We start from the raw sequence: 15,467 nt of genomic DNA, 5'->3' as shown, positions 1-15,467 counted from the left end.
GTATCAGTGAAAAAACGCTTAGTGGTTCAAGGACGTCTTAACGATGCTCAGCTAGCAGAGCTTAGCGGCTTGTTTGAGGTAGACGTACTGCCTAAATCAGCCAAGCTTGATGCCCCAGAGACTCGCGCATTATTGGCAAAGGCCCATGGCATTGTGGGTTCCGGCCTGCCGATTACGGCACAGATTTTGGATGCCGCGCCCAATCTTGCCGTTATCGCGACCATCTCTGTCGGTTACGACAGCATCCCCGTTGATGAACTCACTAAGCGCGGCATTATGCTGTGTAATACGCCCGACGTACTCACCGAGACCACTGCTGATACGGGCTTTACACTTATTATGGCCACCGCACGCCGCGTGGTTGAACTAGCCCAATGGGTCAAAGATGGCCAGTGGCAGGCCGGCGTTGGCCCTGAACAGTTCGGTAGCGATGTGCACGGCAAAACGCTGGGCATGGTCGGCTTTGGACGCATTGGCCAAGCCGTCGCTCGGCGCGGTGCCTTGGGATTTGGCATGAAGGTGCTTTACGCTAAAGCCTCTGCCAAGCCTGAATTAGACCGTGAGTTGGGCGCTCAGCACCGCGAGCTTAGCGAGCTGCTGGCCGAATCCGATTTTGTCTGCGTGACGGTTCCTCTTACCGCTGAAACCGAACGTCTGATCGGCACCCAAGAGTTTGCACTGATGAAGCCATCGGGCATCTTCATCAATATCGCCCGCGGCAAAGTGGTCGATGAAAATGCGCTGATCCAGGCACTCGAAAACGGCGTGATTAAAGCAGCCGGCCTGGATGTATTTGAGCAAGAACCGCTGCCAGCGTCATCACCGCTGACCACGATGGCTAATGTCGTGGCCTTGCCTCATATTGGCTCTGCCACTCATGAAACCCGCGATGCGATGGCCCAGCGTGCGGTGGATAATATCCGCCTGGCGCTGCAGGGCGAGCGGCCCATTAGCCTGGTCAACGGAGAAACATGGCAATGAGCAGCGCGACGCCAGCAGCGGCGCCTTTCTGCCTGCTTTTTGACTGCGACGGCACGCTGGTTGACAGCGAGGTGCTGCTCGCCGATATCATGGGGACGATCCTTCCCGAGTTCGGTTTGCCGTTTTCCGCCCAGCAGTACATGGAGGAATTTCGTGGGGTGCGTTTCCAGACCATCGTTCAAACGCTGGAAAGCCGCTTTCAAGCACTCACTGACAGTGAGTTTTCGGCGCTTGAAGCAGGCATGCGCGCACGCATGGAGACACGCATGCGCTCGGAGCTTGAAGCTATTCCCGGTATGCCCGCCGCGCTGGAACAGCTAGGGGCCCACCCTAAAGCGGTGGTTTCCAATGGCCCTGAACCCAAAATCCGCTGCGCGCTAGAAAGCACCGAGCTTGGCCATCATTTTGGCGATCGCCTGTTCAGCGCTTATACCCTTAATGTGTGGAAGCCCGACCCTGAGCTTTATCGCCAGGCGGCGGCTGCCATGGGCTACGCCCCCCAGGCGTGCATCGTGATTGATGACGCAGCCGTAGGCGTAGAAGCGGGACTGAAAGCCGGTATGCACGTAGTGCATCTCAATCACTTTCCAGAAGAAGAGCGCACGCCTGAAGGCGCGGTGGGCATCCATCATGCAAGTGAATTGCCCGCCGCTATCGCGCGCTTATCTCTGCAAGCAACCGTCTAGCCGTTGACGGTGGCTCGCTCGCTAAAAGCAGGTAGCCAAGCGTTCCTTAACGTTGAGGTCGGCGTCTATCAGCAGCAGTTGGCGCCATTTATCGAACGTTAAGCAAGGATGGGAGGCACCAAAAGCGAGTATATCTCCCACCTTGATATCCGATACCCCTTCGGGCAGCTTTATAAAGGTGTGCTGATCCATAATATTCGTCACCTCCCAGCCGGCCATTGACAAAAGCTGCGCTGGATCACCGCCTTCCCGATAGCGGCGTAAGACCACCGGTAACGGGTCATAGCCAATATCGCGTTTTCCTAGCGCCACGATGGCAAGCCCCGGCTCAGGAAGCGACTGTACCTGGGCAAAAACCTCCAGCGCCGGCTCAAGTCCTTGGTGCAAATCAGGGCGGCGCTCTAGCACCGCAGACTGCGCTTCACGGTACAGCCCGTGATCGTGTACGACGTAACAACCGGGGCGCAGTACGGGGGTAAATTTCTCCTGAAGCCGGGATGTTTGAAAGGCTTCAGCAATGACGTCGTACCAGGCCGAACCCGACGCCGTCACAATCGGACTAGGCTCGGCAAAGCGCTGTTCAGCCTCAAGCTTCAGGGCAACATCTACTAAGTACTTGGCATAGGCACGAATGCCCGCCTCAGGGTTATCACCGTGAACAACGCCTTCATAGCCCTCTAAACCCGCTAATGACAGAGCCGGCTCACCGGCGATGGCTTCCGCCAACGAGAGAATTTCCTGCTGATTGCGGCAACCACAGCGCCCACCCGCTACGCCCACTTCAATGAGAACCGATAACGTCAAGCCGCGGTCGGCAAAGAAGCGCCCTAATTCGCGCACGTTGTCATGATTATCAACCACACAGTAAAACGTAGCCCCCTGCCCGATCAGGCCCGCGATAATCGCCATATTCCCCTGCCCAACTAACTGGTTGGCCATTAATAATCGCGTGGCGCCGTGAGTGAAAGCGGCACGACACTGCGGTGCGGTCGCCAGGGTTATGCCCCACGCCCCCGCCTGAAGCTGGCGACGAAACAGTGCTGGCGTCATGGTGGTCTTGCCGTGGGGCGCTAAGCGAGCACCGTGGGCCTCTGCAAACCGTTGCATCCAAGCCAGATTATGGTTAAGCGGCCCTTCATGCACTACGGCGGCGGGCAGGCTGACACCGGACAAAAGATTGGGACCCAGTTCCACGCTGCCTTTTTCCATTGCTAACGTCACTACTTCCATGCGCCCATCTCCTCGCTCTTTATCTGCACCTCATCATCATGAATGACAAAGCGCCAATGTTAGATACTTTCACACTTATTGACTTCAAGTTAGAAACTAACATACTTTTAAAGCAAGGCAACCTTCAGGAGTCCACGGTGAGCCAAGAAATAGATATTTTATCCCGTATTACGACTGACGTTAGCGCGCTTCGCGATGCGGAAAAAAAAGTGGCTGAGCTTATCTTCGCCGACATCGATTTTGTCACCGAAGCAAGTATCGGTGAGATTGCCCAGCGCGCCGGGGTTAGCGATGCAAGTGTGACTCGCTTTGCACGCGCCGTCGGCTGCACCAACGTACGTGACTTAAAAACACGCTTAAATCGAGCGTTGGCAGCAGGCCGACGCTTTATTCAAGAAGCTACCCCTGACGATAGCTCAAGCGTGGTGTATGACATTGCTATGCAGACGCTGGCGTTTAACCGAGATCTTCTCGCTCAGGCAGATATACCCGGAGCCGTTGAGCAGTTGGATAAAGCGCGGCAGATACTCGTTTTTGGCGCGGGAGGTGGCTCTAGCATTCTCTCGCAGGAGCTTCAGTTTCGCCTAGTGCGACTTGGCTATGCAGTGTGCGCCTACCCCCAAGCGCTGCTGCCTCGCATGGTGGCATCGACGCTTGAGCCGGATGACGTGGTCGTCGTGCTGTCCGCCACCGGCTACACCCCTGAAATGGTGGAATCTGCGCAAATTGCCAAGCAGTACGGCGCCACCGTTATCGCTATTACGGCGATGAACTCGCCACTCGCCAACACTGCCGACATTGTACTGCCGGTGACCTCGCGTGAAACCGACTTTATCTATCACCCTTCGGCCTCCCGTTACGCCATGCTTGCCGTCATCGATGTGCTGGCACTTGAGCTTGCTATGCGCCATCGCGAGCGCTCGCGCACTAAGCTGCGCCGGCTCAAGCTGAGCCTAGATGACCATCGCGGTGGCGATAATCGCCAGCCATTAGGAGACTAAAATGGTCTATGACCTGCTAATTCGTAATGCCAATGTGCTCGATGGCTCTGGTGCCCCATATTTTCGTGCTGATGTTGCTATTCAAGGCGAGCGCATCTGCGCCATCGGCAATATGCCCGACGCAACGGCCACCACCATTATTGATGCGCAAGAACGCTACCTGGCGCCGGGTTTTATCGACGTCCATACCCACGACGATACGAATGTCGTGCGTAGTCCAGAAATGCTGGCAAAACTAACCCAGGGAATAACCACCGTGGTTGTGGGTAACTGCGGCATCAGCGCTAGTCCCGTCACACTCACCCGTGACGTTCCCGATCCGATGAACCTATTGGGCGCTTTAGAAGACTTCCGCTATTCAAGCTTTGCAGACTATGCCAACGCGGTAGACGCCGCGATGCCCAGTATTAACGTGGCAGCATTAGTGGGACACACCAGTTTACGTAGCCAGGTCATGGACAGTTTCTCGCGACCTGCCAGCGAAGACGAGATCCATTCGATGGCTTCACGCCTGCGTCAAGCGCTTGATGAGGGCGCGCTTGGGCTAAGTTCAGGACTTGCTTATCGTAATGCGATCCACGCGCCGAGCGCAGAGATGGCCCCGCTGGTAGCGGTCGTCGGGGAATCGGGTGGCGTTTACACCACTCACCTTCGCGATGAGTTTGCCGGCTTGCTGGATGCGATGGACGAGGCCTTTAGCACTGCTCGAAATGGCAAAGTGCCACTAGTGATCTCACATCTAAAATGCGCCGGCGCAGGCAACTGGGGCGGTGCTGGGAAAGCACTTAATCAACTTGAAATCGCCGCACAGCATCAACATGTTCACTGTGACTGCTACCCCTACACGGCGGGTTCTTCTACTCTCGACCTGGGCCAAGTGACCGATGAAATTGAGATTACGATTACCTGGTCACACCCCTACCCAGAACAGGCGCGGCGCCCGCTGAAAGACATCGCTGCCGAATGGAACTTGCCATTACTGGACGCTGCCAAGCAGCTGCAGCCGGCAGGGGCGGTTTACCACAACATGAGTGAGGCGGATATGCAGCAAGTGCTCGCGCATCCGCTCTCCATGGTGGGCTCCGATGGCCTACCCAACGACCCGCACCCCCATCCACGGCTATGGGGCGCCTTCCCGCGGGTTCTTGCCCACTACAGCCGTGATTTAAACCTAATGCCACTGGCAGAAGCGGTGCGCAAGATGACCAGTCTTTCAGCGGCCAACTTTGGCTTAACGGATCGCGGCACTGTACGCATCGGCGCCTACGCCGATCTCACTCTCTTTGATCTCGACGCATTAGAAGATACCGCCAATTACGAAACCCCCATCGCGGCTGCCAAAGGCATCGATATGGTCGTGGTCAATGGCAGGATCGCCTATTACCAGGGCGCCATTACCGACCAGCGCCATGGGCGAATGTTACGTCGCACTGAGCGTATTCCTCAAAACAATTTCATCGTTCAACCCAACCAGGAGCAAACACCATGAGCATTACTCGATACGGCACTGAAGGCGGCGTAGGCACCGGCGGGCAAAAGCTACCCTTTGCACGCGCAGTAGAAGCAGGCGGTTGGCTATATGTATCAGGCCAAACGCCCATGACTGACGGTGAAGTCGTTGAAGGCAGCATCGTTGAGCAGACCCGCCTCGCGTTCGATAACTGTATAGCCATCATGAAAGAGGCCGGATATGACGTCGAAGATGTCGTTCATGTCACCACCGTGCTAACGGATGCACGCTATTTTAGCTCTTTCAATAAAGTCTTTAAGGAGATATTTGGCGATAACCCGCCGGCGCGCATCTGTAGCGTTCAGGACTTAGTGGTGGACTGTAAAGTGGAAGTAGACGTGAAGTGTTACCGCGCTGATCGCGCCTAAACGTCTTAAAGAAAAGTCATAAAAAAACGCCGCCCCCCCGGCAAGGGTGCGGCGCCAGATTACCGCGTGATTAGGATAAAAAGCCTCGCGATAGTCGCCTCCATTGCCTACTTGCGGCCGCGGCAACGGCCAGATAAACAACGATAAGAGGTTACCATGAACAGTCAAATATTCCTCACCACCTTTGTGCTCTACATTGTCGCGATGGTGGTATTTGGATGGTGGGTTTCAAGACACAAACGCGGCAGTGGCGACGACTTTTTACTTGGCGGGCGCAGCGTTCCTCTGTTTCTGACGGTGGGCACGACGGTGGCCACTATGGTGGGTACCGGTTCCAGTATGGGCGCCGTCGGTTTCGGCTACGCCAATGGGTGGGCCGGCGCGCTATATGGGCTCGGCGGCGCTGTGGGCATCCTATTGCTTGCCGCTTGTTTTGCACCGGTTCGTAAGTTTCGGTTTATGACCATGAGTGAAGAATTGGCCTACTACGTTGGCGCTAACCGTCTAGTACGCAACGTCGTTGCCCTGCTGATCTATATCGCCTGCATCGGCTGGCTGGGCGCGCATATTCTGGGGGGCGGTCTGTATCTTTCCTGGATGGCAGGGATTGATCTAACCACTGCCCGCATTCTCGTCGCTTTAGGCTTCGGCATTTATTGCGTGGTGGGAGGCTATTTTGCGGTTATCTGGACCGATACCATTCAAGCCGTTGTGCTCTTCGCGGGCTTCATTTTAATGGCGGTGCTTGCCTTGGTCGAAGTCGGCGGTTTCTCAGGGTTAACGGCAGGCATGGAGGTTGGCGCCACAAGTTTTCTAGGCATTGATAAAATAGGCGCACTCCCCGCCCTTTCGTTAGCGGCCGTTATTGCTATTGGCGTGTTGGCAACACCGTCTTTCCGCCAGCGCATTTATTCTGGCAAGTCAGTGAAGTCAGTCCGTCGCTCGTTCTTGATTACCGGGGTGCTCTACCTAGGCTTTTCTATTATCCCCGCGATCATTGGCATGGCCACCCACGCCCTTAATCCTGGGCTTGATAATAGTAACTACGCGTTCCCCTTTCTAGCGACTGAAATCATGCCGCTCGGGCTAGGGTTATTGTTATTAGTCGCCGGCCTTTCTGCGACCATGTCGAGCGCAAGCTCAGACGCCCTTGCCGGTGTTTCCACGCTGATTCGTGATTTATATGTGCTCGTCACGGGACGCACACCTTCAGCACGCAACGTCGTGCGGTTTTCGCGTATTGCGCTCGTCGCCACTATTGGCCTGGCGCTACTTTTTGCGCTTGCCTCAGACAATGTAATCACCTACATCACCCGCATGATCTCAACGATCTTGTCAGGCCTGTTTGTGACAGCCATGCTGGGTCGTTTCTGGCCGCGCTATAACTGGCAAGGCGCGATCGCCACGCTAATTTTCGCGTCAGCAACATCGCTAATCATTATCGCTAACAGCGAATGGACGGCTTTCTGGGGTAATCCGAGCATCCCCGCAGTGCTAGCTGCCTTGGCCGCTGGGGTGATCGTTACTCTCATCACACCCGCCTCACGCGTTACTTCAGAGCAGGCGCTGGCGATTCTAGACCAAGAGCGCCAGCGTATGGAGCAAGTGCCTGAGCCAACCCTGACGAATACGGAAACATCCGCGAATAGTTAGCGGCTAGCCGAGTAAAAAAGCCCCGCTGATGACAAACATCAGCGGGGCTTTTTGCATTGCACGTTAAGCGACTAACTTGGGGCTAACTGCCTTACGGCAAGCTCTACACCGCGAAGCTCGGCCAGGCCGCGCATGCGCCCGTAAAGCGGGTAACCAGGTGCCGTATTACGCTGCTGATCATCCAGAATGTGATGGCCGTGATCGGGGCGGAGCGGCAAACGCGCGCCACCCTCTTTTTCACGGCGGCACTCCTCTTCCACCAATGCCTTTATGACGCCGACCATATCCACATCGCCAATAAGATGCGGCGCCTCGTGAAACGAGCGGGCATCTTCTTCGCGCTGCGTGGCGCGAAGGTGGATAAAGTGAATATGCGGGGCAAAGTGACACGTCATGGCAATCAAATCATTGTCTTCACGAACGCCGTAAGAGCCCGTGCACAGCGTCAAACCATTGGCCGAGCTTGGCATGCGATCAACGATCCACTGGGCATCGTCACGAGTTGAGACAACCCGAGGTAGCCCCAGCAGCGGCCGAGGCGGATCATCTGGATGAATCGCCATACGAATGCCCACTTCTTCAGCCACAGGGATTATGGCCTCCAGAAAATAGCCTAGATTATCCCGCAGTCGCGTCGCATCAATCTCAGCGTACTCGGCCAGCACGCCCCGAAACTGCTCCAGCGTATAGTGCTCTTCGGCACCGGGCAGCCCTGCAATCAATGTATTGACGAGTTTGTCGCGGCCACCGCGATCCAATCCTTCAAGATAGCGGCTCGCCTGAGCCTTATCTTCATCACTGTACTCTGCTTCGGCCCCTGGGCGCTGAAGCAGATACAGGTCAAACGCTGCAAAGGCCACCTGATCAAAGCGCAACGCCAGCGCGCCATCCGGCAATGCATAGGTAAGGTCCGTACGTGTCCAGTCGAGCACCGGCATAAAGTTGTAGCAAACTGTATCGATTCCGCAGGCCGCCAGGTTGCGCAGCGTTTGGCAATACGTTGCTATCAGCGCATCGCGCTCGGGCAGGCCTTTTTTGATCGCTTCATTCACCGGCACGCTTTCAACCACCGACCAGCGCAGCCCGGCGGCTTCAATCATAGCCTTACGCGCTTGAATGGCAGCGACCGACCACACCTGATCGTTGGGTATCTCATGTAGTGCCGTGACAATGCCGGTCGCACCTGTTTGGCGCACTTCCTCAAGCCTGATTGCATCATTAGGGCCAAACCAGCGCCACGTATGCTCCATCACTTTCTCCCTATTGTTCACTGTTTAGCGCGGCTAACGCCCCGTTCAGCCCGTCTTGTTTCAGTACGCGATATGCTGACACCACCGCATCCACAAATGGCTGATTCGCGGCAAGCTCTGCAGGCACTATTTCATCGATTGCCAAAAATGCGCCAACAAGCGCATCCGGGAGATCACCGTGAATGTGATGCAGCTCAGCAAAACGTTTAGCCATCGGGTCATCGACAGAATACGCCTGCTCGTTTAAATCATAGCCCGCGGCATAGTGGATCCATGCCGCCACTCCCAACGCCACACACGGTGAAGCCTGCCCCGCATTAGCACGAGTCAAGGTACCGGTTAGCCAGCGCTGAGGCAGCTTTTGACTGCCATCCATAGCAATTTGTTGTAGGCGATGACGCAGGCTGTCGTTGGTAAATCTTGCCAGCAGCGAATCCGCATAGACGACAAGGTCAGCCCCTTCCGGCATATCGAGCGTAGGGGCTGCTTCTTCAAGCATATAGCGGCGCAACAGTGCACGCAGCGCTGGCTGGCCTACACCCTCAACCACCGTTTCGATACCGGCTAATGCGCCAAGGTAAGCCAGCAGTGAGTGGCTACCGTTCAACATGCGCAGCTTCATGGTTTCAAACGGCGCGACGTCACGCACCATCTCAACCCCTTCGGTTTCCCAGCGGGGCCGACCTGAGGGGAAGTTATCCTCTACGACCCACTGCGAAAATGCCTCGCCCACGACGGCGTTAGGATCGTTAACATCTAATGCCACAAGGCGCTCGAAATCTGCGTCGGTCATGGCGGGCACAATACGGTCAACCATGCTGCTGGGAAACGCGACTCGCTGATCAATCCAGCGAGCCAGCTCAGTGCTACGCTGTTCGGCAAGCCGCAAAACGGCCATTCGCGTACGCTGGCCGTTATGGGGCATGTTGTCACAAGAAAGCACCGTGAACGGCTCAGTGCCCGCGCTATAGCGTCGTGCCAACGCTTCCACCAACAGCCCTGGCGCCGTGCGGGGCTGCTGAGGCGAGGTAATGTCGCCCGCCACCATCGGGTCATCAATACGCAGCTCGCCGGTAGCCGGATTAAGGAAGTAGCCTTTTTCCGTGACGGTTAACGTCACAATACGGGTCGTCGGCGCCGCTAGCCGAGTAAGCAGCGCTTCTCGATCGCGCCCCCTGTTACCTGCGGCATCGCGGCCAGAAAATAGCGTTTCTTCGATAACCCCAATTTCGCGTAGCGTTAGCGTTCGTGCATCAGCATATTCAGCCACATGGTAGCGATAATCGGCCTCGCGCAAGCTATCAACTAACGCAATACTTGAGCGTAAATTTGCGCTGCATAGCCCCCATTCACCGTCCCCGCTGCGCTGTCGATAGCGCTCAAGATAAACCGCCTGATGGGCACGATGAAAAGCGCCTAAACCTAGATGCACAATCCCAATCTGGCCCGTTTTAGGCATCGCGTCTATGCGCTGTATCGCCATTGTCAATTACTCCCCCATCAACAGATTAGGCAGCCAAAGCGAAATAGCAGGCACGTAGGTCACGAGAAACAGCACCGCTAAATTGCACAACAGAAACGGTACGATCGCTCTGGCGACTGTTAGCATCGGCAGCTTGCCAATCCCGGCGACGACAAACAGGCAGACGCCCACCGGCGGCGTTGTTAACCCAATCATCAGGTTCATAACGGCGATCACCGCAAAGTGCACCGGATCGACGCCAACACCCGCCGCCACGCCGACCAGCGCAGGGAACAGAATGATCAATGCTGCGATGGTTTCCATAAAGGCACCCACAAACAGCAAAATTAAATTCAAGATCAAAAGTACAATCAGTGGATTATCGCTGATGGATAGAATCAGGCTCGCAATCATCTGAGGAATCTGCTCGCTGGTCAGTATCCAGCCAAACAGATTTGCCAACCCCACCATTAGCAGCAGCGCCGACGAGGTTAAAACGGTGTCGGCTAAGATCGCGGGAAGTTTTCTCCACGTCAGCCCTTTATAAACGTACATCCCTACTACTAGCGCATAAAGGCAGGCGACAATCGATGCTTCGGTCGGCGTGAAAAAACCGCCGATAATGCCGTAAAGAATAATCACGGTCATCAAGAGTGCCCAGAACGCCGTTTTGGCTTCTTTAAGCAGCTGCATTACCGGTACGCGCTTCTCTTTTGGATAGCCGCGACGCACGGCCAGAATGTAAACCGTGATCATCATGGCAAGCCCCATCAGCAGGCCTGGAATGGCACCTGCGAGGAACATGCGACCCACTGAAATGCCACTCAGAGAACCCGCAATAATCATTGGTACGCTGGGGGGAATAATCGGCCCTACGGTAGACGATGCAGCAGTAACCGCCGCCGCAAACGGTTTGTCATAGCCTGAGCGCGCCATGCCGGGAATCATTACCGCGCCAATGCTCGCTGAGTCCGCGACAGCCGTGCCGGAAATACCGCCAAAAATCATTGACCCGCCTACATTGGCAAGCCCCAAACCACCACGAATATGGCCTAGTAACGCATTCGCAAAGCGTACAATATGCTCAGTGATATTGCCTACATTCATCAAATTGCCTGCCAGCACAAAGCCGGGAATACACAGCAATACAAAGGTGTCGATGCCTGCATACATACGTTGCGGCACAATCGTTAACGAAATACCTTCCAGCAGTAGATAAGACAGCGATGCGATACCAAGCGCAAACGCGATAGGCATTCCCACCACCAGTAAGACTAAAAAGACGCTAAAGAGAATAATAACTTCCATGCTTACAACTCCTGATCAAGCGAGGCTGAGGAGCGACACATTGCGATAATGCCCTCAAGGCATCCTAGCAAGCTGTAAACCAGGAGCAGCGCAAAGGTGACTACCGTTGAGAAAAAGATATACAGCATAGGCACACGCAGCGTTGGCGAGGTCTGCCATGCGCCGTTTTGTGCATACTGCCAAGCGTACGGCAGTACTAGAAAAGCAAATAAACCCACCATTAAGTAAATCAGCGCCTGAAACCCAGCCTTGGCGCGTGGGCCCAACATGTGATGAAAAAGCTCAACGCTGATGTTTCGATGCTGACGCAGTACAACGCCTGCCGATAAGGCCACCATGTAAATAAACAGGTATCGCGAGAGCTCTTCGGTCCAGGCCATGGAAAACGGTAAAAACAGTCGTGAACAAACTTGCAGCAGCACCGTGGCAGCAATGGCAATTAATGCCATGACCGACAGGGTCAGAAAACAGGTATCCACCCAGCCAATCATGCGCCCAATGGGGCCTTGGATCTTTGGCACCGACGACATCGAATCCAGACTATCTAACGCTTCCTGTTCAAGCGCTTTTTGATCCGAGCTCATAAACGTATCCTCATGGGCAAGCTGTTCTTGCAGATGGCCGATGGGCTGGCACGAAACCAGCCCATCGGCGTTACCAACTCACTACAAATTCATTTCCAACGGCCTTACAGGTCTTGGATAGCGTCGAAGAGTTCGCGCTGCTCTTCGGTTAACGCCTCAAGGACCGCTGGGCGCGCTTTTTCGGCGAACGCATCAAGGTCGACTTCCACAAATTCCATACCGCGTTCCTGCAGGGCCTGTTCCAGACGAGCCTGGTCTTCGATGAACAGTTCAGATTCATACGTCTGCATGGTTTGCGCCGCATCGCGCACTACCTGCTGAAGCTCGTCAGGCATGTCTTCAAGCTGATTACGTCCGATTACGACGTAGATCCAGCTACGCACGTGCCTAGTCATGTTGACGTAGTCCTGCACCTCATTGAAGCTGGCACTTTCGATCAGGCTAAGTGGGTTTTCCTGACCTTCCAGCGTGTTTTGCTGAAGTGCGGTAAACACTTCGCTAAACGCCATGGGGGTAGGACGAGCGCCCATTGCCTGCCAGGTATCAACGAACAGCGGCACGTTAGGAACACGCAGCCGCAGGCCATCCAGTTCATCCGGCGTGCGGATAGGACGGTTAGACGTCAACTCACGCGGGCCGCGCTCAAACCACGCCAGCGGAACCAGGTTTGTCCGCTCAGTGATCTGCTCTTCAATCTGAGCACCTACATCGCCGTTAATGGCGGCCTGCATATGTTCAGAGTCCCTGAATGCGTAAGGAACGGCCATCATGGCGGCCTTAGGCGCCCAGTTTTGCAGGCTCTCGCCGGTAATCGTCATATCCGCTGTTCCCAGCTGGATACTGTTAATCACATCCAGTTCACCCCCCAGCTGTTCACTGGGATAAAGACGAACTTCGATACGGCCGTCGGAATTGGCCTCGACCTCTTCCTTAAACTTCTCCGCCGCCTGGTGCCAAATATTTTGCTCGTTGGCTAAGTGACCAAAACGCAGCGTGTAGTCTGCCGCTAATGCCGCTTGGCTACTCAGCAGCACCGTTCCAAGTACCGCCGTTGTTAATAGTTGTTTAATCATTTTCTACTCCTGCACATTTGCATTGTTTATTGTTAGTCGAGCGTGGTTGAACGTGAGCTGGCATGCGCCGCTAGGCACTAATTTGAATAAGTACCTTTCGGGCCTCTTCAGGACGATGGTCAAGCATGTCGATGGCGCTAGGCATGTCGCTGAGCGGTAATCGATGGCTTACCAGCGCCAATGGATCGAGGTGGCCACTGGCCATTAGCCCAAGCACTTCTGGAAACTTACGGTTATTAAGCCGCGACCCGACTAGGGTCAGCTCTTTCTTAATAACCTCTAGTTGAACAAGGTCGCTGGGCTGAACGCTAAAGCCGAGCAGGCCAATACGCCCGGCAGCTGATGCTAGGCGCAGCATTTGAGGTAAAAGCGCGGGAACACAGGCCGCATCGGCAATTAGCGGCACGCCCTCGCCTTGCGTCAAGGCGAGCACTTCTTTTTCAACATCGTGTTCACGGCTATTAAACACGTGCGTGGCACCCAGCTCTTTAGCCGCCGCCAAGCGCTCGTTAATCACGTCCGTGACAATGACGTCTTTAATACCCTTCGCTAAGGCCATTTGTAGAATCGTCATACCAATAACGCCCGCCCCAAGAATCATCAGGCGATCGCCAGGGTGCGGTTGCATGCGATCAAGCACGTTGGCCGCGATGGTGTAAGGCTCAACCAAAGCAGCGGCATCGAGCCCAATGTGGTCAGGCAGGCGGTGCACGTTAGCCGCGGGAACGGCCACCAACTCTTCAAAGCCGCCATCACGATGCACACCGATGACTTCCAGTGAACTACACACATTAGGGCGGCCAATTCTGCAGGGATAACACTCACCACAGCTGATCACGGGATCAACGCATACGCGATCCCCCACAGCCACATCCTCGACGTCATCGCCTAGGGATTCGACGACGCCGGCAAACTCATGGCCGGTAATACGCGGAAAGCGGACGAAGGCATTATCGCCATGGATGATGTGCATGTCAGAACCGCAGATACCGGCAAACGCCACTCGCACCAGGACTTCTCCCGCGTTCGCCGTGGGCGTATCAATATCGGCAACCTGATAGTCGTGTGGCGCCTTAACTTGAAATGCCTTCATTCACCGAACCTCCTTACCCGTTCTTTAAGTTACCTATTCCACGAATCTACCAATGCCATAGAGTGCCGTCTTCCAGCCGGTTAACCGGCAGGCTCGCGCGCTTATAGGGGTATTGTTTGGCTAACTGTTCGTCAATATCGACGCCATGGCCTGGCGTTTCACCCACGATAAAGTGACCGTCTTCGAACCGGTAATCGTGTGGAAATACCTGATCAGTGGCGGTGGTGTGAGGCATATATTCCTGGATACCAAAGTTGGGCACCCAGGTATCAAAATGAATCGCCGCGCCCAGGCATACCGGCGAAAGATCCGTTGGCCCGTGAAAACCGGTACGCACGTGATAAAGACCCGCCAGATCAGCGATGCGACGCACGTGAGTAATGCCGCCCGCATGAGTGAGTGTGGCGCGAATATAGTCAATCCATTGATTTTCAATCAGTGCTTTAGCGTCATAAATACTGTTAAACACCTCGCCTACCGCCAGCGGCGTGGTGGTGTGCTGACGGATAAGCCCAAAGGCTTCCTGATTTTCAGCCGGTACGCAGTCTTCAAGCCAAAACAAATGATAAGGCTCTACTTCTTTACCTAGCCGCGCGGCCTCAATCGGTGTCAGGCGATGGTGCACATCATGAAGGACGTGCAAATCTTCACCAAAACGCTCGCGCACGGCGGCAAACAGCTTAGGCACATGGTTTAGATATTTGCTGGTGCTCCACACGTGCTCTGCGGGCAAATCGGCATCAGCGGGCTCGTAAGGCTCGCCATCTTTTTTAGCGACGCCATAGATGCTGGCAATACCGGGCACGCCAGCCTGGACGCGCACCGCTTTATAGCCTTCACCCACATGACGAGCGACTTCTTCCAGGCATGCTTCAATATCGCGCCCCGTCGCGTGGCCATACACCATGATGCGATCACGGCTTTTGCCACCCAGCAGTTGATACAACGGCATGCCTGCAAGCTTGGATTTAATGTCCCAAAGTGCCATGTCCACGGCGGCAATCGCACTCATCGTGACGGGACCACGGCGCCAGTAAGCACCGCGATAAAGATAGTGCCAGATATCTTCAATGCGCTGAGGATCACGCCCAATCAAAGCAGGAATGACATGCTCATCAAGATACGCAACAACGGCCATTTCCCGACCGTTCAAGGTGGCATCACCAATGCCGTAAGTACCTTGATCCGTTACTATTTTCAAGGTGACGAAGTTACGTCCCGGCGAGGTCACAATGGTGTAAGCATGCTCGATCTTCATTGGATCGCCT

Annotated in this window: 14 protein-coding genes; 6 read left to right on the top strand and 8 right to left on the bottom strand. The window is 55.1% G+C overall.

Features of this window, described 5'->3' with window-relative positions; translation table 11 throughout:
- Positions 1–6: 6 nt before the first annotated feature.
- Positions 7–981: a 2-hydroxyacid dehydrogenase gene (locus ACTH5D_RS01850; RefSeq protein ID WP_441667957.1), complete on the top strand. Its 975-nt coding sequence runs from the start codon at positions 7–9 to the stop codon at positions 979–981.
- Positions 978–1,667, top strand: coding sequence for an HAD-IA family hydrolase (locus ACTH5D_RS01845; protein ID WP_441667956.1), 690 nt, complete (start codon positions 978–980; stop codon positions 1,665–1,667). The genes ACTH5D_RS01850 and ACTH5D_RS01845 overlap by 4 nt, the downstream gene beginning before the upstream one ends.
- 21 nt (positions 1,668–1,688) lie before the next feature.
- Here the strand turns inward: ACTH5D_RS01845 and ACTH5D_RS01840 are convergent, their stop codons facing one another.
- Positions 1,689–2,897, bottom strand: coding sequence for an amino acid deaminase (locus tag ACTH5D_RS01840; protein ID WP_441667955.1), 1,209 nt, complete (start codon positions 2,895–2,897; stop codon positions 1,689–1,691).
- A gap of 137 nt (positions 2,898–3,034) precedes the next feature.
- On the opposite strand from ACTH5D_RS01840, the gene ACTH5D_RS01835 reads away from it, so the two are divergent.
- From ACTH5D_RS01835 to ACTH5D_RS01820, 4 genes are all read left to right on the top strand, one after another.
- The gene (locus ACTH5D_RS01835) at positions 3,035–3,898 is read left to right on the top strand and encodes a MurR/RpiR family transcriptional regulator (protein WP_096282385.1); all 864 of its coding nucleotides are present in this window, start codon (positions 3,035–3,037) and stop codon (positions 3,896–3,898) included.
- A gap of 1 nt (position 3,899) precedes the next feature.
- Positions 3,900–5,387, top strand: a complete 1,488-nt coding sequence (locus ACTH5D_RS01830) for an N-acyl-D-amino-acid deacylase family protein (RefSeq protein WP_441667954.1) — start codon at positions 3,900–3,902, stop codon at positions 5,385–5,387.
- Complete coding sequence (locus tag ACTH5D_RS01825; protein WP_441667953.1) at positions 5,384–5,776, top strand: RidA family protein; 393 nt, start codon at positions 5,384–5,386, stop codon at positions 5,774–5,776. The genes ACTH5D_RS01830 and ACTH5D_RS01825 overlap by 4 nt, the downstream gene beginning before the upstream one ends.
- A gap of 156 nt (positions 5,777–5,932) precedes the next feature.
- Positions 5,933–7,429, top strand: coding sequence for a sodium:solute symporter family protein (locus ACTH5D_RS01820; protein WP_441667952.1), 1,497 nt, complete (start codon positions 5,933–5,935; stop codon positions 7,427–7,429).
- 71 nt (positions 7,430–7,500) lie between these two features.
- Here ACTH5D_RS01820 and uxuA read toward each other — a convergent pair whose 3' ends face one another.
- The 7 genes from uxuA to manD all read right to left on the bottom strand — a co-directional run bounded on the left by uxuA (position 7,501) and on the right by manD (position 15,457).
- The gene (gene uxuA, locus ACTH5D_RS01815) at positions 7,501–8,679 is read right to left on the bottom strand and encodes a mannonate dehydratase (protein ID WP_441667951.1); all 1,179 of its coding nucleotides are present in this window, start codon (positions 8,677–8,679) and stop codon (positions 7,501–7,503) included.
- Between the two features lie 10 nt (positions 8,680–8,689).
- Positions 8,690–10,162, bottom strand: coding sequence for a mannitol dehydrogenase family protein (locus tag ACTH5D_RS01810; RefSeq protein ID WP_441667950.1), 1,473 nt, complete (start codon positions 10,160–10,162; stop codon positions 8,690–8,692).
- 6 nt (positions 10,163–10,168) lie between these two features.
- Positions 10,169–11,449 (bottom strand): TRAP transporter large permease, encoded by a 1,281-nt coding sequence (locus ACTH5D_RS01805; protein WP_441667949.1) that lies wholly within the window; start codon positions 11,447–11,449, stop codon positions 10,169–10,171.
- A 2-nt stretch (positions 11,450–11,451) separates the two neighbouring features.
- Complete coding sequence (locus tag ACTH5D_RS01800) at positions 11,452–12,033, bottom strand: TRAP transporter small permease (protein ID WP_441667948.1); 582 nt, start codon at positions 12,031–12,033, stop codon at positions 11,452–11,454.
- 104 nt (positions 12,034–12,137) lie between these two features.
- Positions 12,138–13,106, bottom strand: a complete 969-nt coding sequence (locus ACTH5D_RS01795) for a TRAP transporter substrate-binding protein (RefSeq protein ID WP_441667947.1) — start codon at positions 13,104–13,106, stop codon at positions 12,138–12,140.
- 70 nt (positions 13,107–13,176) lie between these two features.
- Positions 13,177–14,199, bottom strand: a complete 1,023-nt coding sequence (locus ACTH5D_RS01790; protein WP_441667946.1) for a Zn-dependent oxidoreductase — start codon at positions 14,197–14,199, stop codon at positions 13,177–13,179.
- A 46-nt stretch (positions 14,200–14,245) separates the two neighbouring features.
- Positions 14,246–15,457: a D-mannonate dehydratase ManD gene (gene manD, locus ACTH5D_RS01785; protein ID WP_441667945.1), complete on the bottom strand. Its 1,212-nt coding sequence runs from the start codon at positions 15,455–15,457 to the stop codon at positions 14,246–14,248.
- Positions 15,458–15,467: the final 10 nt, after the last annotated feature.

This window comes from Halomonas sp. (assembly GCF_052095695.1).
Lineage (GTDB): Bacteria > Pseudomonadota > Gammaproteobacteria > Pseudomonadales > Halomonadaceae > Vreelandella.
The sequence above is the reverse complement of the archived record's forward strand: the minus strand, read 5'-3'. Positions and strand labels throughout refer to the sequence as shown.

Coding starts and splice junctions, on each gene's coding strand:
- ACTH5D_RS01845 (WP_441667956.1), top strand. CDS start 978: ATGAGCAGCGCGACGCCAGCAGCGGCGCCTTTCTGCCTGCTTTTTGAC.
- ACTH5D_RS01840 (WP_441667955.1), bottom strand. CDS start 2,897: ATGGAAGTAGTGACGTTAGCAATGGAAAAAGGCAGCGTGGAACTGGGT.
- ACTH5D_RS01830 (WP_441667954.1), top strand. CDS start 3,900: ATGGTCTATGACCTGCTAATTCGTAATGCCAATGTGCTCGATGGCTCT.
- ACTH5D_RS01825 (WP_441667953.1), top strand. CDS start 5,384: ATGAGCATTACTCGATACGGCACTGAAGGCGGCGTAGGCACCGGCGGG.
- ACTH5D_RS01820 (WP_441667952.1), top strand. CDS start 5,933: ATGAACAGTCAAATATTCCTCACCACCTTTGTGCTCTACATTGTCGCG.
- uxuA (WP_441667951.1), bottom strand. CDS start 8,679: ATGGAGCATACGTGGCGCTGGTTTGGCCCTAATGATGCAATCAGGCTT.
- ACTH5D_RS01810 (WP_441667950.1), bottom strand. CDS start 10,162: ATGGCGATACAGCGCATAGACGCGATGCCTAAAACGGGCCAGATTGGG.
- ACTH5D_RS01805 (WP_441667949.1), bottom strand. CDS start 11,449: ATGGAAGTTATTATTCTCTTTAGCGTCTTTTTAGTCTTACTGGTGGTG.
- ACTH5D_RS01800 (WP_441667948.1), bottom strand. CDS start 12,033: ATGAGCTCGGATCAAAAAGCGCTTGAACAGGAAGCGTTAGATAGTCTG.
- ACTH5D_RS01795 (WP_441667947.1), bottom strand. CDS start 13,106: ATGATTAAACAACTATTAACAACGGCGGTACTTGGAACGGTGCTGCTG.
- ACTH5D_RS01790 (WP_441667946.1), bottom strand. CDS start 14,199: ATGAAGGCATTTCAAGTTAAGGCGCCACACGACTATCAGGTTGCCGAT.
- manD (WP_441667945.1), bottom strand. CDS start 15,457: ATGAAGATCGAGCATGCTTACACCATTGTGACCTCGCCGGGACGTAAC.